General features: G+C 37.6%; 22 protein-coding genes and 1 riboswitch. Of the genes, 1 reads left to right on the plus strand and 21 read right to left on the minus strand.

Going from position 1 to position 22019, the window contains the following annotated elements; all coding sequences use genetic code 11:
- Positions 1–9: 9 nt before the first annotated feature.
- The 10 genes from IGI38_RS07315 to IGI38_RS07360 form a co-directional block, all read right to left on the minus strand.
- Entirely contained in the window at positions 10–1257 is a 1248-nt protein-coding gene (locus tag IGI38_RS07315; protein WP_438728354.1) for a tetratricopeptide repeat protein, read from the minus strand.
- Complete coding sequence (locus tag IGI38_RS07320; protein ID WP_438728356.1) at positions 1258–2310, minus strand: hypothetical protein; 1053 nt, start codon at positions 2308–2310, stop codon at positions 1258–1260.
- A 192-nt stretch (positions 2311–2502) separates the two neighbouring features.
- Positions 2503–3189, minus strand: coding sequence for a hypothetical protein (locus IGI38_RS07325; RefSeq protein ID WP_438728358.1), 687 nt, complete (start codon positions 3187–3189; stop codon positions 2503–2505).
- Positions 3190–3455: 266 nt separating this feature from the next.
- Positions 3456–3731, minus strand: coding sequence for an HU family DNA-binding protein (locus IGI38_RS07330; RefSeq protein WP_010744623.1), 276 nt, complete (start codon positions 3729–3731; stop codon positions 3456–3458).
- A 228-nt stretch (positions 3732–3959) separates the two neighbouring features.
- Entirely contained in the window at positions 3960–5270 is a 1311-nt protein-coding gene (gene der / locus IGI38_RS07335) for a ribosome biogenesis GTPase Der (RefSeq protein WP_438728360.1), read from the minus strand.
- A 525-nt stretch (positions 5271–5795) separates the two neighbouring features.
- Positions 5796–7016 carry a 30S ribosomal protein S1 gene (rpsA, locus tag IGI38_RS07340; RefSeq protein ID WP_438728362.1) on the minus strand — a complete coding sequence of 407 codons (1221 nt, stop codon included), beginning with the start codon at positions 7014–7016 and terminating at the stop codon, positions 5796–5798.
- A gap of 146 nt (positions 7017–7162) precedes the next feature.
- Positions 7163–7834, minus strand: coding sequence for a (d)CMP kinase (gene cmk / locus IGI38_RS07345; protein WP_438728365.1), 672 nt, complete (start codon positions 7832–7834; stop codon positions 7163–7165).
- Between the two features lie 60 nt (positions 7835–7894).
- Positions 7895–8518: a LysM peptidoglycan-binding domain-containing protein gene (locus IGI38_RS07350; protein ID WP_438728367.1), complete on the minus strand. Its 624-nt coding sequence runs from the start codon at positions 8516–8518 to the stop codon at positions 7895–7897.
- Positions 8519–8586: 68 nt separating this feature from the next.
- On the minus strand, positions 8587–9978 hold the full coding sequence (locus IGI38_RS07355) for a RecQ family ATP-dependent DNA helicase (RefSeq protein ID WP_438728370.1): 1392 nt from the start codon (positions 9976–9978) through the stop codon (positions 8587–8589).
- Entirely contained in the window at positions 9969–10955 is a 987-nt protein-coding gene (locus tag IGI38_RS07360) for a helix-turn-helix domain-containing protein (RefSeq protein ID WP_438728372.1), read from the minus strand. Before IGI38_RS07360 ends, IGI38_RS07355 begins: the two co-directional genes overlap by 10 nt.
- Before the next feature lie 29 nt (positions 10956–10984).
- On the opposite strand from IGI38_RS07360, the gene IGI38_RS07365 reads away from it, so the two are divergent.
- A complete protein-coding gene (locus IGI38_RS07365) occupies positions 10985–11197 on the plus strand; it encodes a ferredoxin (protein ID WP_438728374.1) in 213 nt (70 codons plus the stop codon).
- Positions 11198–11260: 63 nt separating this feature from the next.
- Here IGI38_RS07365 and IGI38_RS07370 read toward each other — a convergent pair whose 3' ends face one another.
- The 11 genes from IGI38_RS07370 to dnaG all read right to left on the minus strand — a co-directional run bounded on the left by IGI38_RS07370 (position 11261) and on the right by dnaG (position 21930).
- Positions 11261–11854, minus strand: coding sequence for an ECF transporter S component (locus IGI38_RS07370; RefSeq protein ID WP_438728376.1), 594 nt, complete (start codon positions 11852–11854; stop codon positions 11261–11263).
- Between the two features lie 118 nt (positions 11855–11972).
- Positions 11973–12091: riboswitch (FMN riboswitch) on the minus strand.
- A 68-nt stretch (positions 12092–12159) separates the two neighbouring features.
- Positions 12160–12876 (minus strand): pseudouridine synthase, encoded by a 717-nt coding sequence (locus tag IGI38_RS07375; protein ID WP_438728378.1) that lies wholly within the window; start codon positions 12874–12876, stop codon positions 12160–12162.
- A complete protein-coding gene (scpB, locus tag IGI38_RS07380) occupies positions 12876–13457 on the minus strand; it encodes an SMC-Scp complex subunit ScpB (protein WP_438728380.1) in 582 nt (193 codons plus the stop codon). The genes IGI38_RS07375 and scpB overlap by 1 nt, the downstream gene beginning before the upstream one ends.
- Positions 13454–14200 carry a segregation/condensation protein A gene (locus IGI38_RS07385; protein WP_438728383.1) on the minus strand — a complete coding sequence of 249 codons (747 nt, stop codon included), beginning with the start codon at positions 14198–14200 and terminating at the stop codon, positions 13454–13456. The genes scpB and IGI38_RS07385 overlap by 4 nt, the downstream gene beginning before the upstream one ends.
- Before the next feature lies 1 nt (position 14201).
- Positions 14202–14567 (minus strand): GNAT family N-acetyltransferase, encoded by a 366-nt coding sequence (locus tag IGI38_RS07390; RefSeq protein ID WP_438728385.1) that lies wholly within the window; start codon positions 14565–14567, stop codon positions 14202–14204.
- Between the two features lie 14 nt (positions 14568–14581).
- Positions 14582–15472 carry a site-specific tyrosine recombinase XerD gene (gene xerD, locus IGI38_RS07395; protein ID WP_438728387.1) on the minus strand — a complete coding sequence of 297 codons (891 nt, stop codon included), beginning with the start codon at positions 15470–15472 and terminating at the stop codon, positions 14582–14584.
- A gap of 112 nt (positions 15473–15584) precedes the next feature.
- Positions 15585–16040: a ferric iron uptake transcriptional regulator gene (fur, locus tag IGI38_RS07400; protein WP_438728390.1), complete on the minus strand. Its 456-nt coding sequence runs from the start codon at positions 16038–16040 to the stop codon at positions 15585–15587.
- A gap of 113 nt (positions 16041–16153) precedes the next feature.
- The gene (locus IGI38_RS07405; RefSeq protein WP_438728392.1) at positions 16154–17011 is read right to left on the minus strand and encodes a CvfB family protein; all 858 of its coding nucleotides are present in this window, start codon (positions 17009–17011) and stop codon (positions 16154–16156) included.
- A gap of 80 nt (positions 17012–17091) precedes the next feature.
- The gene (locus IGI38_RS07410) at positions 17092–18765 is read right to left on the minus strand and encodes a cell division site-positioning protein MapZ family protein (RefSeq protein WP_438728394.1); all 1674 of its coding nucleotides are present in this window, start codon (positions 18763–18765) and stop codon (positions 17092–17094) included.
- A gap of 212 nt (positions 18766–18977) precedes the next feature.
- Complete coding sequence (gene rpoD, locus IGI38_RS07415) at positions 18978–20087, minus strand: RNA polymerase sigma factor RpoD (protein WP_438728397.1); 1110 nt, start codon at positions 20085–20087, stop codon at positions 18978–18980.
- Positions 20088–20109: 22 nt separating this feature from the next.
- On the minus strand, positions 20110–21930 hold the full coding sequence (dnaG, locus tag IGI38_RS07420; RefSeq protein WP_438728399.1) for a DNA primase: 1821 nt from the start codon (positions 21928–21930) through the stop codon (positions 20110–20112).
- Positions 21931–22019 lie beyond the last annotated feature (89 nt).

The following is a 22019-nucleotide window of genomic DNA, read 5'->3' on the forward strand; positions in this document are numbered from 1 at the left end:
CTCACCTCTCTACTCTTCTAGTAATGATTGCACTTCTAAATCTCCTGGTTCTAGTTGTAAATAATCCGTCAGAACAGCACGCGCGGTATCCAACTGCCCATCTTCTCGCAGAAAGATGCCGTAAGCCTTCAAAAAGTCTGGCTCATGAGCCATATCTTCATATGATTGTTTATAATATGTTCGTGCAGCAGCAAAATCCTCCAGTTCATTATACGCTTGCGCTAAATTCCATGCAGCATAGGGGTTATCCTCCTCATCCATCTGACTGATCATCTCAATGACTTTATCAGGTTGGGCTTCATTTAGATAAAGATTACTTAACGTCAGTAGGGTTTCATCCGTTTTATCGCCTGTTTCAAGTGCTTGTAACAATAGTTCTTCTGCTTTCTTACTATCGCGCAAACGATACGCAATTTCAGAAGCCAAATGTAGTAATTCCACTTGATAAGGATTCTCTTTGATCCCTTCTTCAGCCGCAAGCAATGCCTCTTCTAATAATTCCTCTTCTTTCAAACTATCCGCAAGATAATAATAGCCGCTTTGATATTGCGGATCAAGAGTGATTAATTCTTGTAAATAATTAGTTGCCTTTTGATAGTCATGCAACTGATAGTAGGTAAACCCTACTTGAAACAAACGATCAGATGTATGTTCTTTCTCCAATGCTCGTTCTAAAAATGGAACGGCTTCTTCAAAACCACCCATCATACTATAAGCTGCACCAATTCGTTCATCAATTGAAATATTTGCGATTTCATCTATTCCTTGCTTTTGAAGCTGACCATAATCATTAATCGCTTCCCCTAATTGATTAGCAGAAAAATGTAATTCTGCCAAGGCAAACGTAATCAACGATTCTTCTGGCGCAATTGTTTTCGCCTGTAGCAGTTTTGCTTCGCTGACTTCTGGAATTCCTAATACTTGATATAAATCAGCAGTCACTAGTAAACTCTCTAAATAATTGGCACTCTCGGGTTTAATTCTCTCTAAATATTCGAAAGCATCATCAATATTGTCGTTCTCAATAGAAATTTCCGCTAGCGAAAGATAAAAAATATCTTCTTGAGGAAAATCAATCAATAATTTCTCTAAAATACGCTTTGCTTCTTCTAAAAAACCTAGTGCCTGAAGTTCTTCAGCCAAACTTGCTAAGATCTCCGGTTCGTCTTTCTTTAGCGCCTCTTCAAACATCAGAGTTGCTTCTGTTAAATTTTCATCTTTTAATGCTGCGAGCATTTTTTCACTGTAGCTTGACATCTATTCTCCCCTGATCTCGTTTACTATTTTTTGATACTCTTTAAATGTTTGAAGTAATTCTCCTTGAGTCGGAACTTTGCTCATGCCTACTTCACCGACTTGGATCAATCCAACCAATGGCTTCTCTTGTGCTAAAGCAATCACCTGCTGACCATAATCCGCCAGAGAGATCCCTTCAGGCATCATGATTGGAAATCCCAATCGCACCAACCATATCATAAAATTTTTGAAATTGAAATGAAGATTGCTTGCTGTCACGTTCCACGCCATTTCAAATAACAAACCAAACATTGTCTTCATACTGTTTGACAAAAGTGACCCATTCTCCGTTTGAAAAAAAGCTTTTTCAAAGGTTTTTCCAAATCCGCGAAGTTGTTCGCTATTCTCTTGATAATAATTAATAAGCGTTTCACTAAAAGCTGAAAAAGAATGTTGAGCTAACGCTTCATGCGTCGGGAAATTCACATATAAACTTTGTAGAAATGGATAGTCACAAACAATTCCACAGCGAATTAAAGTCAAAAGATCCACCATTTTCCCAGTTTTTTGCTGATCAGCCAACGTATGATCAAACAGGATGCTTTGCGGAACCTCCTCGATTTCCATCACTGTCATCATAGTTTTATCTGAGACAATCTGATCGACAAATGATAAACTTTGAGCAAAAGATCGTAATGAAACAGGTAAAAAGAATAATTCAGCTTGAAAATTAGCGACATGATGGGTAAAACCTAAAAGCTCCATGACTCCCTCATTTCCAATACCAAGAAAAACAGTTTCTTTTTGCCGACTAAATCGATCGAGAAATCCAATCAATTCATGAAAATTTTCCATTGTATTGCAATAACGGTTATTCGTCGTGATGAACCATTCGTGAGAGCTTGTTTTAGGAATGAATTGCCGCAATTTCTCCGCATATAGATCATAGTATCGTTGATTACCGCAAAAGAGAATCTGTTTATTTTGTAGATCCTTTTTACGCATCATTGAAGCAACGGTTTCGCCATAAATAACTCGTGTCTCATTTTCTCTATTTCGATAAGTTACTTCCATCCCGATCACCCCGTTTCTTTCATTTTATACTACAAAAAAACCTCCCGCAACAAATCTGCGAAAGGCTATAGAATATATTATTTCAATAATTGTAAGAATAAGAAATTATTCGGATTTCAAGGATTCTATTTCTGTTATTCTCGCCTTGTTTACATATTAATTATATTAACAATACATCATATTGATTCTGTATTAGTAACCTTCTTGACTTGAAGGTGTCTGTTGTGTGTTTGATTGGCTTGGTTGAACACCTTGTTGTTGATTTTCTTGCGGTGTTGTCTGCTGATTATTTTGCCCCTGATCCGTGATTTGCTGCTGATCACTTTGTCCCTGTTGCTGCTGTTGATAGTTTTGTCCCTGTTGTTGATATGTTTGTTGATTCCCGCGGTTCGCTTCTTCTTCGACTTTTGACAATTCTTCAAAAGTCAATACACCATCACTATTCAAATCAGATGGCGAATAGCCTTCTTTAATAACCCGCTCACCATTTGAAAGGATCCGTAAAACAGTAACTTGCTCACCCCAAGGTGTAGTCAATACTTGCCCAATACTGGATGTATCAATCGCCTCAGATGAATCCGCTGACATAGTAGAGGCCGATGTCGAATCATTCAAACTTATTTCCCGTTTCGGAACTATCCCTTCCCCTGAAGAACCATAGAAATACAAGCCAACCAATACAAGAATCAATAATGCCGGAACTGATACTAATAATATTGTAAAATTACGGCGCTTCCTTTTCTTATCTTCTTGCTCTAGCAGTGCGTCTGCTTCTAAAAAAGCTTGCCGCCATTTAGGGTCATTTTTTCTTTGTGCAAGAAAATCATATGAATGCCAAGAATCATTACTTTTCACATAAAAAAGTCGTTCCTTTGACATCGTCTCACCTTCCTTCTTCATTCTATATAAAGCATTCTATTATTTAGCAGTATATCATTTTATAGAAAGCGGCTAAACCATAAATTTGAAATTTCTTTCTTCATTTTATCCTATGTAATGCCTTTCGTAAATTAAAAAATAAGTTGCAAACTTGAAGAAATAACTATTTCGAACCGAAGCGAAATGAGTATTAACTAATTCTGGATTAATTTTTAAGAAACAAAAAACCGTTAGAGCTCTAGAGCCCAACGGTTTTTACGTTGCAATTATTTAACTGCATCTTTTAGCGCTTTACCTGGTTTAAATGCAGGTACTTTGCTTGCTGGAATTTCGATTTCTTCACCAGTTTGTGGGTTACGTCCTTTGCGGGCCGCACGTTCACGTACTTCAAAGTTACCGAAGCCGATCAACTGAACTTTTTCACCTTCAGCTAATGCGTCTTGGATAGTTGAAAATACAGCATCGACAGCAGCTGTAGCGTCTTTCTTAGTTAAGTCAGTAGCTGCTGCAACTTTTTCGATCAATTCTGCTTTGTTTGCCATGAATGAATTCACCTCCTGAGAAATGAGTAGTGATGTGTAAACATCGACTGATAACTGAGTGGTCCAGTCATCAGCTAAGAAATATTGATTTGGTCAATATTCTGTTATAAAGATAGCATAAGAACCTTATGTTAGCAAGGTTTTTAGCGATTAATGGCATAAAATTCATGGTTGTTTTACCATTCGGAGAAATCTGTTGTCACCAAAATAAAAGTATGATAAAATACCTTATTTTCGTCTGCGAGCGATTATTTTTATCGGTGTTCCCTCAAATTCAAAAGCTTTTCTGATTTGGTTTTCTAAAAATCGCGCATATGAAAAGTGCATCAACTCTTCTTCATTAACAAAAACTACAAAAGTTGGCGGCTTCACAGCAACTTGAGTGGCGTAGAAAATCTTCAAGCGTTTGCCTTTATCGGTTGGTGTCGGATTAATTGCTACTGCATCCATGATAATATCATTTAAAACAGAAGATGGTATCCGCAAATTTTGATTCATGCTGACTTCTTCGATTATCGCCGGAATTTTTTTCAATCGTTGTTTGGTTATTGCTGAAACAAAAACGATCGGTGCATAATCCAAATAAGCAAATTCCTCACGAATTTCTTCCTCAAATTTTTTCATGGTATTGGTATCCTTTTTAACTAGATCCCATTTGTTAACCACAATAATCACTCCACGACCTGCTTCGTGAGCATACCCTGCAATTCGTTTATCTTGTTCGCGAATACCTTCATCCCCATTCAAAACAACAAGAACTACATCCGAACGATCAATAGCACGCATGGCACGCATCACAGAATACTTTTCAGTATTTTCATAAACTTTTCCGCGCTTTCGCATACCAGCGGTGTCAATCATCGTAAACTCTTGACCATGTTCACCAATGAACTTCGTATCGATTGCATCACGCGTAGTTCCCTCAATATCTGAAACAATCACCCGATCTTCACCTAAAATAGCATTGATCAATGAGGATTTACCAACATTTGGGCGGCCAATCAAACTAAACTTGATCGATTGATCATCATCTTCTTCATTATCAGCAGGAAAGTGTTTGACTGCTTCATCTAGAACATCACCAAGTCCAAGTCCATGGCTACCAGATACAGGATAAGGCTCTCCTAGTCCTAATGAATAAAACTCATAAATATCATTGCGCATTTCAGGATTGTCTACTTTGTTTACTATTAGAATAATTGGTTTTTTACTGCGGTACAAAATTTTTGCTACTGCTTCATCTGCGTCAGTAACACCTTCTTTTCCGCTTGCTACTAATAAAATGACATCTGCTTCATCAATCGCAATTTGTGCCTGTTGTTTGATTTGTTCCATGAATGGCTCATCACCAATATCGATTCCACCAGTATCGATGATTGAAAATTCATGATCCAACCATTCGCCTTTTGCATAGATTCGATCACGAGTAACTCCTGGAGTATCTTCCACGATCGAGATACGTTCTCCAGCGATTCGATTAAACAGTGTTGATTTACCGACATTCGGGCGACCAACGATCGCAATTGTAGGATTTGACATAACTTAACTCCTCGTTTCTATTTAGTATGTTAAATTTTTTCAAAAAAAATCAGCCCAATGCTCATAGTATTTATCATTTTATTTAGTACGCTAAGATATGGGCCAAGAGTGGTGATTTAACTGTAACCCATATCAAAAAGATACTATAAAAACAAGGGCAATTTCAAATAATTACAATAAATTTCCACAAAATCTATTTTAGATTCAATTAGATACCCCTCTACTAATCTTACAAATACAAGAAGTAGATTTAGCAGCTGCATTCTTTTTTCAAATTCTCCTTAGTTTAACGAAGAAACCTCCTACTTGCAAGAGAAGGAGCCGCTTACATGTATTAAATAATGATAAAATTGTGGTTTTATTGATAAAAAACGATTTAAGAACAACTGTTATAGTCAGGATTCCTCAAACTACCGCCTTGTCCGCTACTGATAGTTTACACTGGTCAATCCCCAATAAAAAATTATTCTTTTCCAAAACAAAAAAAGGTATGCATATGCACACCTTTTAACTCAGTAGCTCTGATTATTCATTTTCTTCTGAGTCATCACTTAAAGCGTCACCTAAAATGTCACCCATAGTAAACCCAGTATTTTCTTCTGGTAATTCATACGATTCCTCTTCGACAGGTTCAGGTTTAGCTTCTTCAGGTTTTTCTTCTAAAGCTTTAATTGAAAGAGCCACCCGATGATCATCGGGATGTACTTCCAAAACTTTCACCTGTACTTGATCGCCTTCGTGTAAAATTTCATGCGGTGTCGCAATATGTTTATGTGAAATTTGAGAAATATGAACTAATCCTTCAACTCCAGGGAAAATTTCAACAAATGCACCAAAGCTCGTCAAACGTTTCACCGTTCCTTCAAGCACAGAACCCGGTGCCGCTTTTTCTTCAATGTCTGTCCAAGGTCCAGGTAAGTTTGCTTTAATTGATAATGAAATACGCTCTTTTTCTGGATCAACGGATAATACTTGTACTTCCACTTCATCGCCAACGCTTAATACATCCGCAGGTTTTGCCACATGACTATGAGAAATCTCTGAAACGTGAACCAAACCATCAATTCCACCAAGATCAATGAACGCACCAAAATCTGTCAAACGAGCAACTTGTCCCTTGATTACTTGACCTTCATATAACTCTGCTAAAATTTCTTTTTTCTTCTCAGCTTTTTCAGCTTCAACAACTGCTTTATGCGATAAAATCAAACGATTCTCAGAAGGTTCAATTTCAATAATTTTGAATTTTAAAGTTTTCCCAGTATAAACTGAAAAATCATCAACAAAATGATCATCAATCATTGATGCTGGTACAAAACCACGTACGCCTACATCAACAACCAAACCACCCTTAACGCTGCTAGTTACCGGCGCTTCGATAATTTTTCCATCTTGGAAATCTTTCTCGATATCTTCCCAAACTTTCTTCGCATCTAAGCGTCGTTTAGAAAGAAGATAACTACCATTTTCTTTGTCTTTTCCGATAGAAGAGATAACGACTAAATCAAGAATATCGCCAACCTTGACTTCTTCATTGATATCTTCAACAGGTAATGTTGAAAGTTCTTTCGCAGGAACTACACCTTCTACTCCCGCACCTTCAATACCAACGATAACTTGTTTATCTTCTAAGGCGAGCACCTCACCTTTAACAATATCGCCAACTTGAACTTCATGCACACTTTCCATTGCTGCTTCCATGGAAACATTTTCGTTGTCCATCGAATTTTGTTCTAAATCTGTCATGTCGTTTGTCCTCCTTACCAACAATTCTGTGTAAAATACACTACATGTTCTATTTTAGATTAATCCACATGAAAAATAAAGCGATTTCTTCTTTTTTTCTAAAAAAATGAAAGAAATTCGCTTTATTTATCGATTTTATCCAAAAATTAGAAACCTTTTGAGCATACAACCTTCTTAATCTTCGTTACTACCTGTTCAATAGACATTCCAGTTGTATCTACTAATTCGGCATCTGAAGCTTGAACAAGCGGCGAAACCTCTCGATGTGAATCCAGATAATCTCGCTTTGCAATAGCCTCCTTAATTGACTCGAAATCCATCACAATTCCTTTTTCTTGATTCTCTTTATAACGACGTTGAGCACGTTCTTCAACACTTGCCACTAAAAATATTTTTACTTCTGCCTGTGGTAAAACCGTTGTTCCGATATCGCGGCCATCCATTACAATACCACCGGCATTTGCCAATTGACGTTGAGCCGCCACTAATTCCTCTCGAACTTTCCCGTGCGCAGAAACTTCCGAAACCGCAGCCGTTACATCAGGCTGTCGAATTGCTTGGGTAATTTCTTCATTGTCAGCAAACACTAGTTGGCCATGTACAGATTGTTTAAAAGTAATCGGATATTTTTGGGTCAATGCGGCTAAGGCTGCTTCATCTGAGAAGCTCACTTGATGTTTGATAGCTAAAAAAGTAATAGCACGGTACATCGCACCCGTATCAACATAAATAAAATTGAAGTCGCTCGCCAAAATTTTTGCCACTGTGCTTTTCCCCGAGGATGCTGGTCCGTCAATTGCAATTGAAATTTTTTCCATGTTCTGCCTCTTTTCAATAAATAAGCCGTAATCGATAACGATTACGGCAAGGTATTCAAATTATTTAACACGCACTTGTTGGCCTGGGTCAAAATAGAAATTGCTTCTATCCATCCCATTAAGCCTTAAGAATTCATCTACGCTTAAGCCATAACGCCCAGCGATTTGTTGAGGGCCTTCACCAGATTGAACAGTGCCATATTGTGCATTAGCATCGTCTGTTGTGCTTGAAGATGGTGTCGTTTGTTGTGCAGCTGCAGCAGATCGAGATGCTTCTGCTTGTGCGGCTTGTGCGGCTGCTTGAGAGTCCGCAGCAGCCTGCTGATCAGCGGCTTGTTGTTGCTGTTGTTGATTCACTTCTGACTCTGTCGATGAAGTGCTTTCTTCAGTGCTGGATTTTTCCGTTGAAGATACCTTTGATACTTGCGTGGTACTCTCGGGAGAGGCCGCTGGCTTATCATTTCCACGAGTAATCCAGAAAAAAGCACCAGCTGGAATCAAAATAAGGGCTAACAATAATGCGACTAGAATCGTTAAGAATTTTGTATTTCCGCCACCTTTATTACCACCACCACTACGACGAGACTGGCTACGTGAATAAGTTTCTTCTTCACTATCAGATTCGTAAATATGTTGATCCCACGGTTCATTATTCGTATCGTTATAGCGATCTTTTCTACTCAATTTCTCTAACCTCCTAAATGCTATCGCCATGTATTATACCATAGCTCTTGAAAAAGTGGCGCCACTTTTCAATCTTTCTTAGCATTTTTAAAAATTTTTTGAATTATCATTTGCCATGAGAGAGCCTTATCAATAATTTCACGTTCACTCGTTATGATGGATAAAACAGCGCCATCATTATCGCAACATTTTGGATTTTTATCACGTAAAGTTTCATCAAAATAAGACACCAAAAATTTGCGACGACAGTCTGATGTTTTAATATAGTCAAGCATCTTTTGTAACTGCATCTTTTTTGTTGTTCCACGGTGACTCAATAGATTTAATAATCGTGATTCTTCATTAGGAAAAAACTGTTCCCATTTTTTTATCAATGGATCTTCGAAGGTAAGATCTTTTATTTTTTGCTTTATTTCAAATAGTTTCTTTGATTGATTGGTCTGCTCTTGTAAAAAATGATGGATATATTCATCGCCTTCTTCATAAAGTAGTACTGCTTGGCTCGGTCGACCATCCCTTCCAGCTCGCCCTACTTCTTGCAAGTAATTCTCTGGTGAATCCGGCAAATCGTAATGAATGACAAACCGAATGTTGTCTTTGTTAATCCCCATTCCAAAAGCATTCGTTGCAATTAGCAATTGCAAATCACCAGTTAAAAACTGCTGCTGCAGAACTCTTCTCTCTTGTCCGCTAAGACCACCATGATAATACGCAACAGCATGCTTCTTTTTGAGAACTTGATAAAGTTCTTCCACTTTCTTTCTAGTAGCACAATAAATAATGCCTGATCCGTCTAATGATTTCACTAATTCCAGTAGTTTCTTAAGTTTATCTTCTTGATAGACAAAATAACTGATATTTGGTCGTTCCACAGAATAGATAAATTCCTGAGCTTTATTGCCAAATAATAATCGTTGAATGTCTTCTCGAACCGCTTTAGTAGCAGTTGCCGTCAAAGCTAAAACCAATGAGCCCCCTACAAATTTTATTCCGTCGGTCAATTTCAGGTATTCTGGTCGGAAATCAATTCCCCATTGCGAAATACAATGGGCTTCATCAACTACAACTAAAGAGATTTTCATTCTCTGTAGTGTTTCTTGAACACGAGATGATAAAAACATTTCTGGACTCATAAAGATAAATTTATACTTATGTGCCTCATTTAATATCCATTGCTTTTCCCACGATGATAATAAACTATTTAAAGCTACTACACGCTTTTCTCCCAAACGTTGTAATTGTGTTACTTGGTCTTCCATTAAAGAAATCAAAGGAGAAATTATTATTACAGTCCCATCAAGCAAGTAGCCTGGTAATTGATAGCATAAAGACTTCCCAGATCCTGTCGGCAGCATTCCCAATACCGATTTACCTGATAAGAGCGTCTCAATAATGTCCTGTTGTCCAGGACGAAAATGGTCATAATGAAATTTAGTTTTTAACAACTCTGTTAGTTCCATCTCTTTCTCCTCAAATAATAAACTTGAGACAGTCTAAAATTTAAATAGGGAGTCTCATAATCTTGATAACGCGCATTAATCACTTGGCTATCATCAAGAGTATTAAATTCAATTATTTCAAATCTTTCAAAAGGAAATCCTTTATCCATTAGTGCCCATTCGATAAAATGATCATTAATAGTTCCTTGTTTTAAATGACGTAAAGACAGAATTTCATTTATCGTTTTGTCTGCTAAAAAGAATTCCTTTGTTTTCAGCATACTTTGATTGATATTTAATTGATCTAAACTCGACAATAACCTCAACAATTCTCCATCATTGATCTGCGCCAAAAACAGATCAATCGCATTTTGACGATAAAGTACATTCCATGGCTCTCTCTGCCATTTTTCTGGTAGGAGTTGAAAAGAAGTTTTTCCTTGAAAACCGAAACCGGAAAATTGATTTGCTAAAAAATCGGCCTGTTCTTGCGGCAATTTTTGAAAAACCATTACTAATTCATTTTGGAATTGTCCAGCTAAATCTGGCTTTGAATGCGCCAACCATTTTTTCATTTCTTGCAAATAGTAGGGCCGATTCTCAATAGGAAGATAGTCTCTTTTATTAAATGATAGATGGCTGATAACCTGAACTGCGAAAAGGAGCAATTGCCATGAATTTTCTCGCATTCGACCGTAACGAAGATTGTTTAATCCATCTAATTCAAAAGAAGCTTCGGATAATTTCTTTTTCCCTTTTGTTGTTAATTCACCATAACCGTCTTCAACTGAAATCAGTTGGTGGTCAATCAACTGCCCCAGTTCTTTTTGAAATTTGTCCTCTTTAAAACTTGGGAACGCACCTAAATAAGCCAAATTTCCATAAAAAAAACCATGAAGCAAAACTGAACTAGTTCTTTTACCTGTTAATAAATGATATAACGTAGAGGTTCTTAACTTGTAGCCAGTCTGAAATAACGTTAAAATAAATAAAGTCATAGTAAAATCTCCTGTGGAAGGTGAAAAAAATGAAATGCGAAATCATTCCTGACCGTTGTATCGCTTGTGGTTTATGTCAAACGATCGCGCCAGAAATTTTTGATTATACAGATGATGGTCTTGTCCTTTTTATCGGCGAACCAGGGAGGAATCACGAGTTTATTCCCGCAGATCAACAATCTGCAGTCATTCAGTCCGCCAAGCGATGCCCATCTCATGCTATCCTATATCAGAATTCATAATAACATATATCAGCAAAAAAAATCTCAGACACTTAGTCTGAGATTTTTGCTTTCATGAAACAGTTACACTGAATGATGTTGAGAAGTTAACGTTTTTTTCGACAACCAAGGCAATAATTTTGCGTGTAATACTAAGAAAACTCCACTGACAATTACTCCTTTGAGTATATTAAACGGAACGATGCCTACAAGAATATAACGACCTAGACCCATACCTAGCATTTGACCAGCAGAGAGCCCAAAAGCTTTTAAGTAAAGAGGGGTGATAACAAAATAATTCGCAATACTCATAAATACTGTCATTGCTAAAATTCCTAATCCAAGACCCAACACTCGTTTTGAAGTTGTTTTTTTCCTAAACATTAAGAAAATTGGCAATGTATACAAAGTTGATGCAAAGAAGCTAGCAAAATCACCAATCATGTTATCTATAGAAAAACCGCTCATAGTTAAGTGGAGCAGCGATCGAATAAATGCAGTTGCAATACCCGTTAAGGGACCGAAGATAAACATATTAATTAATACTGGTATATCACTAAAATCTAACTTTAAAAAGGGAAACATTGGAATAATCGGAAAAGCAATAAATTGTAAAATCAATCCCATTGCTGCTGCCACTGCTACTGCTGTCATTTTTTGTAATCGTAAGTTCTTCATGTGAAATCCTCCATTTTGGAATCATCTTCAACGAACTATTTGAGTGCTATTTTTCGCAAAAAAACTCTATGCTTCAGAAAAGCATAGAGTTACTTGAATTCAGACTCACTCAAATAAGCTCTATCTTCTTTATCCAGACTGTACTGTCGGTATCGGAATTACACCGATTCGGCTGCTTGCGCAGTTCGCGGACTATTACCGCCGGTCGGGATTTTCACCCTGCCCCTGAAGACGAACCTTAAATTATTTTTATTGTAAACTCACTATAACAATTTTACTATCAAAAAACAAGTAAATGATTTCAGCTATTTTGATTGGTGTAATAACGTATTGATTTCTTTCGTATTTAAACGGCGATATTCTCCTGGACGAAGCCCCTGTAAGGTTAAGTCACCATAACGTTCACGTTTCAATTTTTGAACAGGGAATCCTACTGCCGCTAACATATTTTTAACTTGATGGTTGCGTCCTTCATGGATCGTCAACTCTACAATACTTGTTTCAGCCTTTTTATCCGTTGAAAGAATTTCAAATCGGGCTGGTGCCGTCCTCTTGCCTTCGATACGAATTCCTTTTGTTAATGGCAATAGATTTCTTTTTTCAGCATAGCCTTTCACTTTCGCCACATAAACCTTATCAACTTGATGTTTTGGATGAGCTAAACGTTGTGAAAAATCTCCATCATTGGTTAAAAGTAAGACCCCTGATGTGTCGTAGTCTAATCGACCTACAGGATAAATTCTTTCAGGTACTGCAGAAAAATAATCCGTCACAACTTTTCTATTTTTATCATCGGTCACCGCAGAAATAACCCCACGAGGCTTATAAAATAAATAATAAACAGGTTCTTCTTGATAAATCGGCACACCGTCGACTTCAATGATATCTTTCTTTCCAACTTTTGTCCCTAATTCTTTAACTATGTCTCCATTTACCTTGACCCGTCCATCTGTAATATAAGCTTCTGCTTTACGACGCGACGCAATCCCTGCATGGGCAATAACTTTTTGCAATCTCTCCATTATTGTTCATCCTCTTCTTTAAAGCGGCCATAAAATAAATCCAGAGGTTCATTCTCATCCGCTAAATCTTCTTCCATTTTTTGAACATCCGGTAATTCCTCCATATCTTTTAGACCAAAATAGTCCATGAAATAGGAGCTTGTTCCATATAAAATAGCTCGTCCGGGCCCATCAACACGGCCCTTTTCTTCAATCAATTGTCGTGCCACTAATGTCTGTACAGCTCCGCTTGATTGAACTCCCCGTAGTTCATCAATTTCAGAGCGAGTCACAGGTTGTTTATAAGCAATAATGGAAAGTGTCTCCAAGGCTGCTTGACTTAAGCGATTAGCCATTGGTGAGCGAGCAAATTCTTTTAACAACGGCGCGAACTCTTTCTTAGTACTCAATACAAAATGATTTCCCATTTCTAAAAGAGTGAGTGCCGAATTTTCATTAATTTCATAAGATCCTTTTAATTCAGTAATATTCTGATAGATTTCTGGCATTGGACGTTTTAGCGTGAACGCCAATTCTTCTAAACTGATGCCCTCTTCCCCAACAACAAAAAGCATCGCCTCAATCTGACTTAGTTGATTCATACTATGGCTCCTTTAAATATCAAAATTGGCGCACAACTTTCTTTCTGAGTTGCCAAAGCTTGTCCCTTTTTCATCAATTCTAGAAGAGCCATAAAGGTCGTAATCATTTCATCCTTCGTATATTGAATAAAAAAGGACTCTAAAGTCAACCCCTCGCCCTCAGTTAATTGTTCCAATCGCAGTCCGATTTCAGTTACCTTTTGATCAACAGTTATTGTCTCAGTCGTGACTGTCGTCTCAATTGGCTGGTTTCGTTTTTTTCGCTGTAGGACATCGTGTAGTGCTAAAAAGAGATCAATCGTGTTCAATTGATTTTTAGGCAATGGTAAAATCTCTTCTTCGTACTCAGAAAGATCCATCGGTGCTTTTGTATAAAATAAACTTCTCTCTTGTTCCTTTTCTGATAAGACAGAAGCCGCATATTTATATTTCCGATATTCTAAAAGCTGTTGAACTAGTGCATCCCTCGGGTCTTCCCCCTCTTCATCATCATAATCAAACTCTAATTCTGGTTTTGGTAAGAGCATTTGACTTTTGATCGACATCAGTGTCGCTGCCATAACTAAGTACTCACCAGCTACTTCTAATTCTAGCGTTTTCATAGCATGAATAAAATTCATATATTGCTCAGTAACTTCCGCAATAGGGATATCATAAATATCAATCTCCAACTGTTGGATCAAATGCAGCAATAAGTCGAGCGGTCCTTCAAAAACATCCAATTTTAAACTAATTGCTTCCATCTTATCCTCGCTTATACTCCTGCCATTTCGCCAAAAAAACTGATGTGGCCGGTGTTCCAATAATTTTTTGATTTGGATAAATAGCTTGTAGTTCATCCATCATAGCAATACTAATTCCTTCTCCGCGATAGGAAGGGTTCAAGCTTATATCGTGAAGAACAATTTCTTGATCTTCTAACTGACTTATACCAACTACACCTTGAACGTTATCAGAGTTTTCATTATAGTAGCAATAAAGTTGGTAACGATCATCGTCTTCATATGTATCGATTTCTTTTAACAAATGTTGTTGATCTTTCAGACTTTCATGAAAACTTAAAAGACCCATTGCTATTTTTCGTTGATTTTTTCGGTATTGAGTAAGCATTCTTTATCCTCCTGTTAAGCGCGTGGAAAAAATTCTTTATACACTTCAGTCATTCTCCGTTTTGTAATATGAGTATATATTTGAGTAGTGGATATATCAGCATGCCCTAAAAGTTCCTGAACCGTTCGCAAATCAGCCCCATTTTCAAGTAGATGCGTCGCAAAACTATGACGTAATGTGTGGGGTGTAACGTCTTTCATGATTTCTGCCTTGATAACATGCTGTTTCAAGTTCTTCCATATACCTTGACGACTCAATCCGTGTCCATGATTGTTAACGAATAGGAAAGTTTCATTTGGTGTTTTTCTTGTTAATAAAGGCCTAACCTCTGCAAGATAGCGTTCTAACCAATGAATCGCATAATCCCCTAATGGAACGATTCGCTCCTTGTCACCTTTACCGATAGTCTGTAAAAGACCCATCTCTAAATGAATATCTCCAAGTTTCAATCCTATCAGCTCACTTACCCGCAGCCCTGTCGCGTACATCACTTCCAGAATAGCTCGATCGCGAATACCTAAATCAGTACTGGTATCTGGAGCGGCAATTAAACGTTCTACCTCTGTCAAAGAAAGTGTTTGGGGCAATTTCTGAGCTTTTTTAGGGCTATCGATATGTTGCATAGGATCATGATCCGTATAACGCTCTTGTCGTAAAAATTGATGAAAGCGACGTAAGCTAGAAATCATTCGCGTAATCGTAGTAGATGCTTTGCCGGCTTCAGTCAAATTCGTTAAGAAAGCCACAACAATATAGCGATCAACTGCCTGCCATTCAGTTATGCCTTGTTCAGCCAGAAAAGACAAATATTGTTGTAAGTCTCTTTGGTAACTAATCCGTGTATTTTCAGAAAGCCCACGTTCGATCGATAAATAATGCAAATATTCCGTTATTTGTTCATCCATTTCTTCACCACTTTCGCCTTATCATAACAAAAAGTCCCTTGGAATGATAGCACGTATCTTTGCAAGGGACTATATAATTTAATTATAGTTTAATCCGTTTTTAGCTAAAAGTCTATGCGTCCTTTTTTTCCTGACAAGTTTGACAGATGCCATGAAAAGTCAAACGATGATCTTTGACTAAAAATTGGTAACGAGATTCTACTACTCGTTCCACATCACCTAAAAGGTCTTCCTCTATTTCCTCGATATTGCCGCACTCAAGACACAGTAAATGATGATGAAAATGCTCTGCACCTTCTTTGCGTAAATCGTAACGCGCCAACCCATCGTCAAAACTGATTTTGTTTACAATATGCAACTCTGTAAGAATTTCTAATGTACGGTAAACAGTTGCTAAACCAATCTCAGGACTTTTCTTTTTGACTAAAAAGTAAATTTCTTCGGCCGATAAATGGTCTTTTTCATTTTCCAATAAAACGAGAACGGTTGCTTCACGCTGTGGAGTCAACTTGAATCCAGAATCGTGTAATTGTTTTTTTGTTTTTTGTAAGGCTAGGATCGCGTTCAAAAGAACCCTCCTCCTTTTATTTTAGAATAATTACAAACAAGCGAGTAGAATTGCATTGCTTTTCTTAGAATTATTATAGTTTATCGCCTTTATTTATGCAAGGACATTCTCAATTAGACCTTTAAACGAATTTCGCCATCAGTTTGAACGATCAACTTTTCTTTTAACAGATGACCAATTGCACGCTTGAATTGTCCTTTACTGATACCAAAAGCTTCTTTAATTTCGTCTGGTGCAGATTTGTCCCAATACGGTAATTTGTGGTCTGCATTTCTTTCCAACATCGTCAAAATCATTGCTGCATCATCATTAATCATTTCATAATTGCGCGGTTTTAAAGACATGTTTAATACACCATCAGGACGAACCCCAATAACACGAGCTTCCACTATTTCACCCAATCGAGGTTCTTGATAGCGCTCAGATGGATGAACGAAACCAATATAAAAGTCTTCAGTAATTAGATAAGAGCCAGCAACTTTCAACCGATATATCGTTCCTTTTTTGTTTTCATTTTGCATTTCTGCATTTCCAGAACGACTCAACGAATGAAAGATAGCTTCATCAGCTAGAACGCCCCACATACGATCTTTTTCATCAATACGTAAACTAATCATTAATTGATCGCCTTTTTTAGGCCATAATTCTTTCATGCTAGGCATTTCATCCAGCGAAACTACTATATCCTTGTCAGCCAATCCGATATTCACGAATACTCCTAAATCGCGACGGACGTCTGTTACCTCGCCAAAAGCATAATGTCCGATTCGAACCTGAGGAACTTTGGTTGTAAAAATAGCTTCTTTCTTTTGATTCACGTATCCAAATCCTTCAACAGTTTCGCCGATCTGATGTGTTTCATCTTCATCCTTCAACAAACGAAATGTTACACCATTCTTCTGTACCAAGTACATTTTTTCATTCTCATCGATGATTAATCCGATAAAAACTTGTCCTAATAGCTCATTCATCATTATTACTCCTCTTAATATTGTCATATTTCATTAGTAAAGCTGGGAAGAAAATATCTCCCCAGCCTCTATTTCCTGATTTAATTCGGCCCATCACCTTTGAACCAACCAGTTTTACAGTTGATTGTTACTAAGTACATTGGCAAGTCTGAATTTGAATATCCCTTTGTCAATGAGGCCTGATTTGAAGTAGCGTACAAATTGTAGAATCCTTCACCATTTTCAACTTTAACCGGCTCTAAGCTATAACCGCCTTCTACAATATAGCCGCGAGAAATACAAGTTTGAATGACTTTCTCCTTAACTCCCGGAGCCCAGGCATAAGCGTCTCCACTCGTGTCTCCTGTCTGATCATTAGCTGAGGATGTCTTATTTTGTGCTTCTTGAGCGGCTCTTTCCTGCGCTTCTTTTTCTTGAGCCGCCTTTTCTGCCGCTGCTTTTTCCTCAGCTGCTTTTTTCTCTTTGTCCTTTAACACCTGATCGACTTTACTTAATTGATCTTTTTGTGTTTGAACTAGCGTTTGATTTGCTACTTCTTTGACAGCATTGTTAGCCGAATTGTATTGGTCACGATTTACTGTATCAATCACATTACCATCCTTCAACAAGCTATCGGCCGCTTTTTTAGCTGTTTCAATTTTTGTAAATTGATCTTTTGCCTTATCGATCGCTTGATTCATTAATTCATCAAATTTTTTATCTCCAGTGTCAATTGACAAATTGATGGCTTCGGCAGTTTTTAAAACAGGAGTGTCTGCAAGTTTATCTCCATTAATTGCCTCTTTTGTAAATAATTGATTAACAGATTGTTCAGCTTTTTGTTTATCTACCAGTTCATCATAATCCTTTTTTAACTCATCGTAACGTTTGTTATCTTTATATCGCGACAATTCCTCAGCAATTTTACTAGTATTCAGAGCCACTTTATCACTAGCAAGATACGTCTTTTTATCATCAGTATAATAACTTGCTATGCTCTCTTCAATTGAATCAAGCTCTTTGTTTTCTTTTTTCACTGTTGCAATACGCTGTGCTTCAACTTCCTTTTCGTGATGATAATAATAACCACCACCCGCTCCTAAAACAGCAATTGCTGCTAAGGTAATATAAATTTTTTTACGATTTTTTTTAGTAGGACTTTCTTGAGAATCTTGACTCTCCGAGGAGGTATTTTCTTCTTTAAAGTCTTCAGTGTGCTCTACCACATTTACAGAATCAACAGCGGCATCCAGAGTATCAGATAAGTGTTCTTCTTCAGTGGGAATGCCAGACTCACTAGCATCTTCATTAACTGCTTCAGACGCTGTTTCATCTACAAGTTCTTCAGAACCAACTTCTGTTTTAGTTGCAATAGCATTGGAGCTATGTTCCTCATCCTTAACAGATACATTACTTTTTGTTTCATCGTTCTCTTCAATATCGATAGAGTCCGCTTCTTTTGCATCTTTAGATTCATTCTTTTCTGACTCGTCCTGATCATCTTTATGCTCACGAATATACTGTGCCAAAATCGGATTCATTTCAGGAGTTTCTTCAGTTTTACTCTTTGAGTTTTCTTCTTTCATCTTATCCTCGTTATCCTTAAACATTTTTTGCACAGATTCAATAGGCATATCGGCTAGTTCTGACCACTCTATCGTATCATTTTTATCATTAATATCTTCTTGATCATTTAACTGTAGTGAAAAGCCACACTTCGGACAAGTCGTGCATCCTTCGACTGGTTCAAAACCACAGTTAGGGCATTTTTGCAATGAAATCGGCTCCTTTTTTTCAATCATATTCTTTAATCTATCATATGTTTAGGGATGTTCCAAGCAATTTTCTAGTGAATTAATCAAAAATAATAAAATCTATTTGACTTTTGGACTGCCCAATTTATAGTTTTTCAAAATTTTAACTGACCATATGTGATACATAACTGGCAAAAAACTCCTCGAGAAAATTCTCGAGGAGTTTGATAGGTTTATTCTAAAAAGTCTTTCAATTGTTTTGAACGTGATGGATGACGTAGTTTACGCAAAGCTTTCGCTTCAATTTGACGAATTCGTTCTCGAGTAACACCAAAAACACGTCCGACTTCTTCCAAAGTGCGGGTCCTGCCATCATCTAAACCGAAACGCAAACGTAGCACATTCTCTTCGCGGTCAGTCAATGTATCCAATACATCTTCCAATTGTTCCTTCAACATTTCTGAAGCCGCATGTTCAGCAGGGCTTGTCGCCTCTTGATCCTCGATAAAGTCCCCCAAATGTGAATCATCCTCTTCACCAATCGGAGTTTCCAACGAAACAGGTTCTTGAGCGATTTTTAGAATTTCACGAACTTTCTCTGTCGGCAAGTCCATTTCTGCACCAATTTCTTCTGGTGTTGGTTCACGCCCTAAATCCTGCAACAATTGACGTTGTACACGAATCAATTTATTGATTGTTTCTACCATATGAACTGGGATACGGATCGTACGTGCTTGGTCAGCGATCGCACGAGTAATTGCTTGACGAATCCACCAAGTCGCATAAGTTGAGAATTTGAATCCTTTACGGTAATCAAATTTTTCAACTGCCTTCATTAAGCCCATGTTTCCTTCTTGAATCAAATCTAGAAATTGCATCCCCCGTCCAACATAACGTTTTGCAATACTTACAACTAATCGCAAGTTCGCCTCAGCAAGACGTTGTTTCGCCTCTTGATCACCTTGTTCAATCAGCAAAGCAAGTTCTACTTCTTCTTCAGCGGTCAACAATGAAACGCGTCCAATTTCCTTTAAATACATACGAACTGGATCGTTAATTTTAACGCCAGTCGGGGCCGATAGATCTTCCTTTTGTGCGGCTTTTGCAGTTGCTTCATTTCGTTTCAAACTAGCTTTAGATGGATCACCATTTTCATCAACAACACTGACTCCAGCATCCTCAACCTTTTGGATTAACTCATCCATTGCTTCTGCACCTAGTTCATAAGGAGTTGCTAAACGATTGGTTAACTCATCGTAAACCACCTGTCCCATTGGTTTTTTTTCCTTAATTAAGGCTGCCACAGCTTTTTCATACTCTTTTTTGTTTTTTACATCTGCCATAAAATAAATGCCCCTTTCACTTCTAGGCTTGTTTCAAGCGTTTCGTCAATTCAATAATCTGAACGGTCAATTCTAATTCCCGTTGCTGGTTACCACTTTTTCTGGCCTCAAGCTGCTCTTTTTGTCGTTGTTTTATTTCTTCAGCAATACCAGATTGGGAAATCACCCGCATTAAATCATAGATTTCTCGTTCATTACTATCCTCTGACATGGATATCATAGAGATGTCGATGACTAACTGCTTCATCTCATTCTCTTTTAAATAGTTCAGGAAGTCCGCCAAAACAAAATTTCCATGAACCATCATATAACTATCTAGGTAAAGAAGCAATTCTTGATACTGATCGTGAATAAATTGAAAATCCATTTGAACTAGTTGTTCGCGGATCGAATTCTCATTCATACTTCGATACAATAGCATTTGTTCAGCCTTTTCTTCTTTTGTTAATACTTTTTTAACTGATTGAATAGGTGCTGGAGAAACTGGTGCTTGCTGTTGCCGCCGTTCGGTTCTAAGCGCTTGACGAACCATTTGCAACTGCTGCTTTAAACTTTCACGAGTTAAGTGAAACTCATTCGCTAGTTGACCTAGGTACAAGTCCTGTTCTACAGGTGACTGGACTTTCGCCAAATCTTGCATCACAACTTCCAAGTAACTCAAGCGATCAGACTCGTTTTCCAAGTTCAAGCCCTTTTTTCGATACAGCATCTTAAATGCAAATGGCGTTTGACGACCATGCTGTAATAAATTTTGCAACTCAGTTACACCATATTTACGCAGATATTCATCTGGATCCAACTTTTCAGGCACAGTGACAGTTGCCAAGTTTAATCGACTGTGGGCATCTAAAATTATGAGCGCACGATCTGTAGCCGCTTGACCAGGATCATCCCCATCGTAAGCTATCACAACCTGTCCTGTTATACGCTCAATCGCAGCAATTTGTTGTTCAGTCAAGCTAGTTCCCATTGAAGCTAGTCCAATTTTAATACCGGCTTGCCAAGCAGCTATTACATCCATGAAGCCTTCAAAAAGAATTGCTTCACCTTGCTTGCGTATCTCATTACGTGCTTTATCAAAATTAAACAAAACTTGCCGTTTATTAAACAATTCAGTTTCTGGCGAATTTAGATACTTTGGTTGATCGTCACCAGGAAAGTCTTGCGTTTTTAATAGTCGTCCAGAAAAACCAATTGGCTTCCCTCGGAAATCGTTCAAAGGAAACATTACTCGATGGTAGAAACGATCACTAAAGCTACCATCATCACGGCGAATAAATAACCCGCTCCGCTCCATTAAATCAGAACTTACTTTGTCTTTATGTGCAATTTGAACCAAAAAATCTCTTTGGCTAGGAGCGAATCCGATCTTAAACTCATTGATTAGCTCATCACTCAGTCCACGTTCATGGAGATAAGTTAAAGCCGCTTCCCCTGCCTTAGTGTTCATCAATAAATGATGATACAAGTCACGTGTTCGCTCATGTAATGCAATCAACTGCTGCTGTCCTGTTGATGTTTGACTGACAGGTTCATTAGAGATTTCGATATCTAATGGGATTTGCTCTATATCGGCAACCTTTTTTACCGCTTCTGGAAAACTAATTCCTTCTAATTCCTGTAAAAAAGTATAAACATTACCGCCCTTGCCACACCCAAAACAATGAAAAATCTGCTTATCTTCAGCAACTGAAAATGATGGTGTCTTCTCTTCGTGAAATGGACACAACCCTAAATAATTTTTTCCGGATTTTTTTAACTGAACATATTGTCCGATAACTTCAACAATATTTGTTTTTTCACGAACCTCATCAATAACTTGTTGGGGAATTCTTTGCACCAAAAACCTCACCCCAATTCCCAAAAATATGATAACAGCTGTAAAAAACCGCCCCAACCTATCTTTCAATCAGCGCGATTTTTTTGACAAAC

Source organism: Enterococcus sp. AZ128 (assembly GCF_051714485.1).
Lineage (GTDB): Bacteria > Bacillota > Bacilli > Lactobacillales > Enterococcaceae > Enterococcus_A.

What these genes read in the sequence shown, in the direction of transcription:
- IGI38_RS07315 (WP_438728354.1), bottom strand. Translation starts at nt 1,257, where the DNA reads ATGTCAAGCTACAGTGAAAAAATGCTCGCAGCATTAAAAGATGAAAAT.
- IGI38_RS07320 (WP_438728356.1), bottom strand. Translation starts at nt 2,310, where the DNA reads ATGGAAGTAACTTATCGAAATAGAGAAAATGAGACACGAGTTATTTAT.
- IGI38_RS07325 (WP_438728358.1), bottom strand. Translation starts at nt 3,189, where the DNA reads ATGTCAAAGGAACGACTTTTTTATGTGAAAAGTAATGATTCTTGGCAT.
- IGI38_RS07330 (WP_010744623.1), bottom strand. Translation starts at nt 3,731, where the DNA reads ATGGCAAACAAAGCAGAATTGATCGAAAAAGTTGCAGCAGCTACTGAC.
- der (WP_438728360.1), bottom strand. Translation starts at nt 5,270, where the DNA reads ATGTCAAATCCTACAATTGCGATCGTTGGTCGCCCGAATGTCGGTAAA.
- rpsA (WP_438728362.1), bottom strand. Translation starts at nt 7,016, where the DNA reads ATGACAGATTTAGAACAAAATTCGATGGACAACGAAAATGTTTCCATG.
- cmk (WP_438728365.1), bottom strand. Translation starts at nt 7,834, where the DNA reads ATGGAAAAAATTTCAATTGCAATTGACGGACCAGCATCCTCGGGGAAA.
- IGI38_RS07355 (WP_438728370.1), bottom strand. Translation starts at nt 9,978, where the DNA reads ATGGAACTAACAGAGTTGTTAAAAACTAAATTTCATTATGACCATTTT.
- IGI38_RS07360 (WP_438728372.1), bottom strand. Translation starts at nt 10,955, where the DNA reads ATGACTTTATTTATTTTAACGTTATTTCAGACTGGCTACAAGTTAAGA.
- IGI38_RS07365 (WP_438728374.1), top strand. Translation starts at nt 10,985, where the DNA reads ATGAAATGCGAAATCATTCCTGACCGTTGTATCGCTTGTGGTTTATGT.
- IGI38_RS07370 (WP_438728376.1), bottom strand. Translation starts at nt 11,854, where the DNA reads ATGAAGAACTTACGATTACAAAAAATGACAGCAGTAGCAGTGGCAGCA.
- IGI38_RS07375 (WP_438728378.1), bottom strand. Translation starts at nt 12,876, where the DNA reads ATGGAGAGATTGCAAAAAGTTATTGCCCATGCAGGGATTGCGTCGCGT.
- scpB (WP_438728380.1), bottom strand. Translation starts at nt 13,457, where the DNA reads ATGAATCAACTAAGTCAGATTGAGGCGATGCTTTTTGTTGTTGGGGAA.
- IGI38_RS07385 (WP_438728383.1), bottom strand. Translation starts at nt 14,200, where the DNA reads ATGGAAGCAATTAGTTTAAAATTGGATGTTTTTGAAGGACCGCTCGAC.
- IGI38_RS07390 (WP_438728385.1), bottom strand. Translation starts at nt 14,567, where the DNA reads ATGCTTACTCAATACCGAAAAAATCAACGAAAAATAGCAATGGGTCTT.
- xerD (WP_438728387.1), bottom strand. Translation starts at nt 15,472, where the DNA reads ATGGATGAACAAATAACGGAATATTTGCATTATTTATCGATCGAACGT.
- IGI38_RS07405 (WP_438728392.1), bottom strand. Translation starts at nt 17,011, where the DNA reads ATGAATGAGCTATTAGGACAAGTTTTTATCGGATTAATCATCGATGAG.
- rpoD (WP_438728397.1), bottom strand. Translation starts at nt 20,087, where the DNA reads ATGGCAGATGTAAAAAACAAAAAAGAGTATGAAAAAGCTGTGGCAGCC.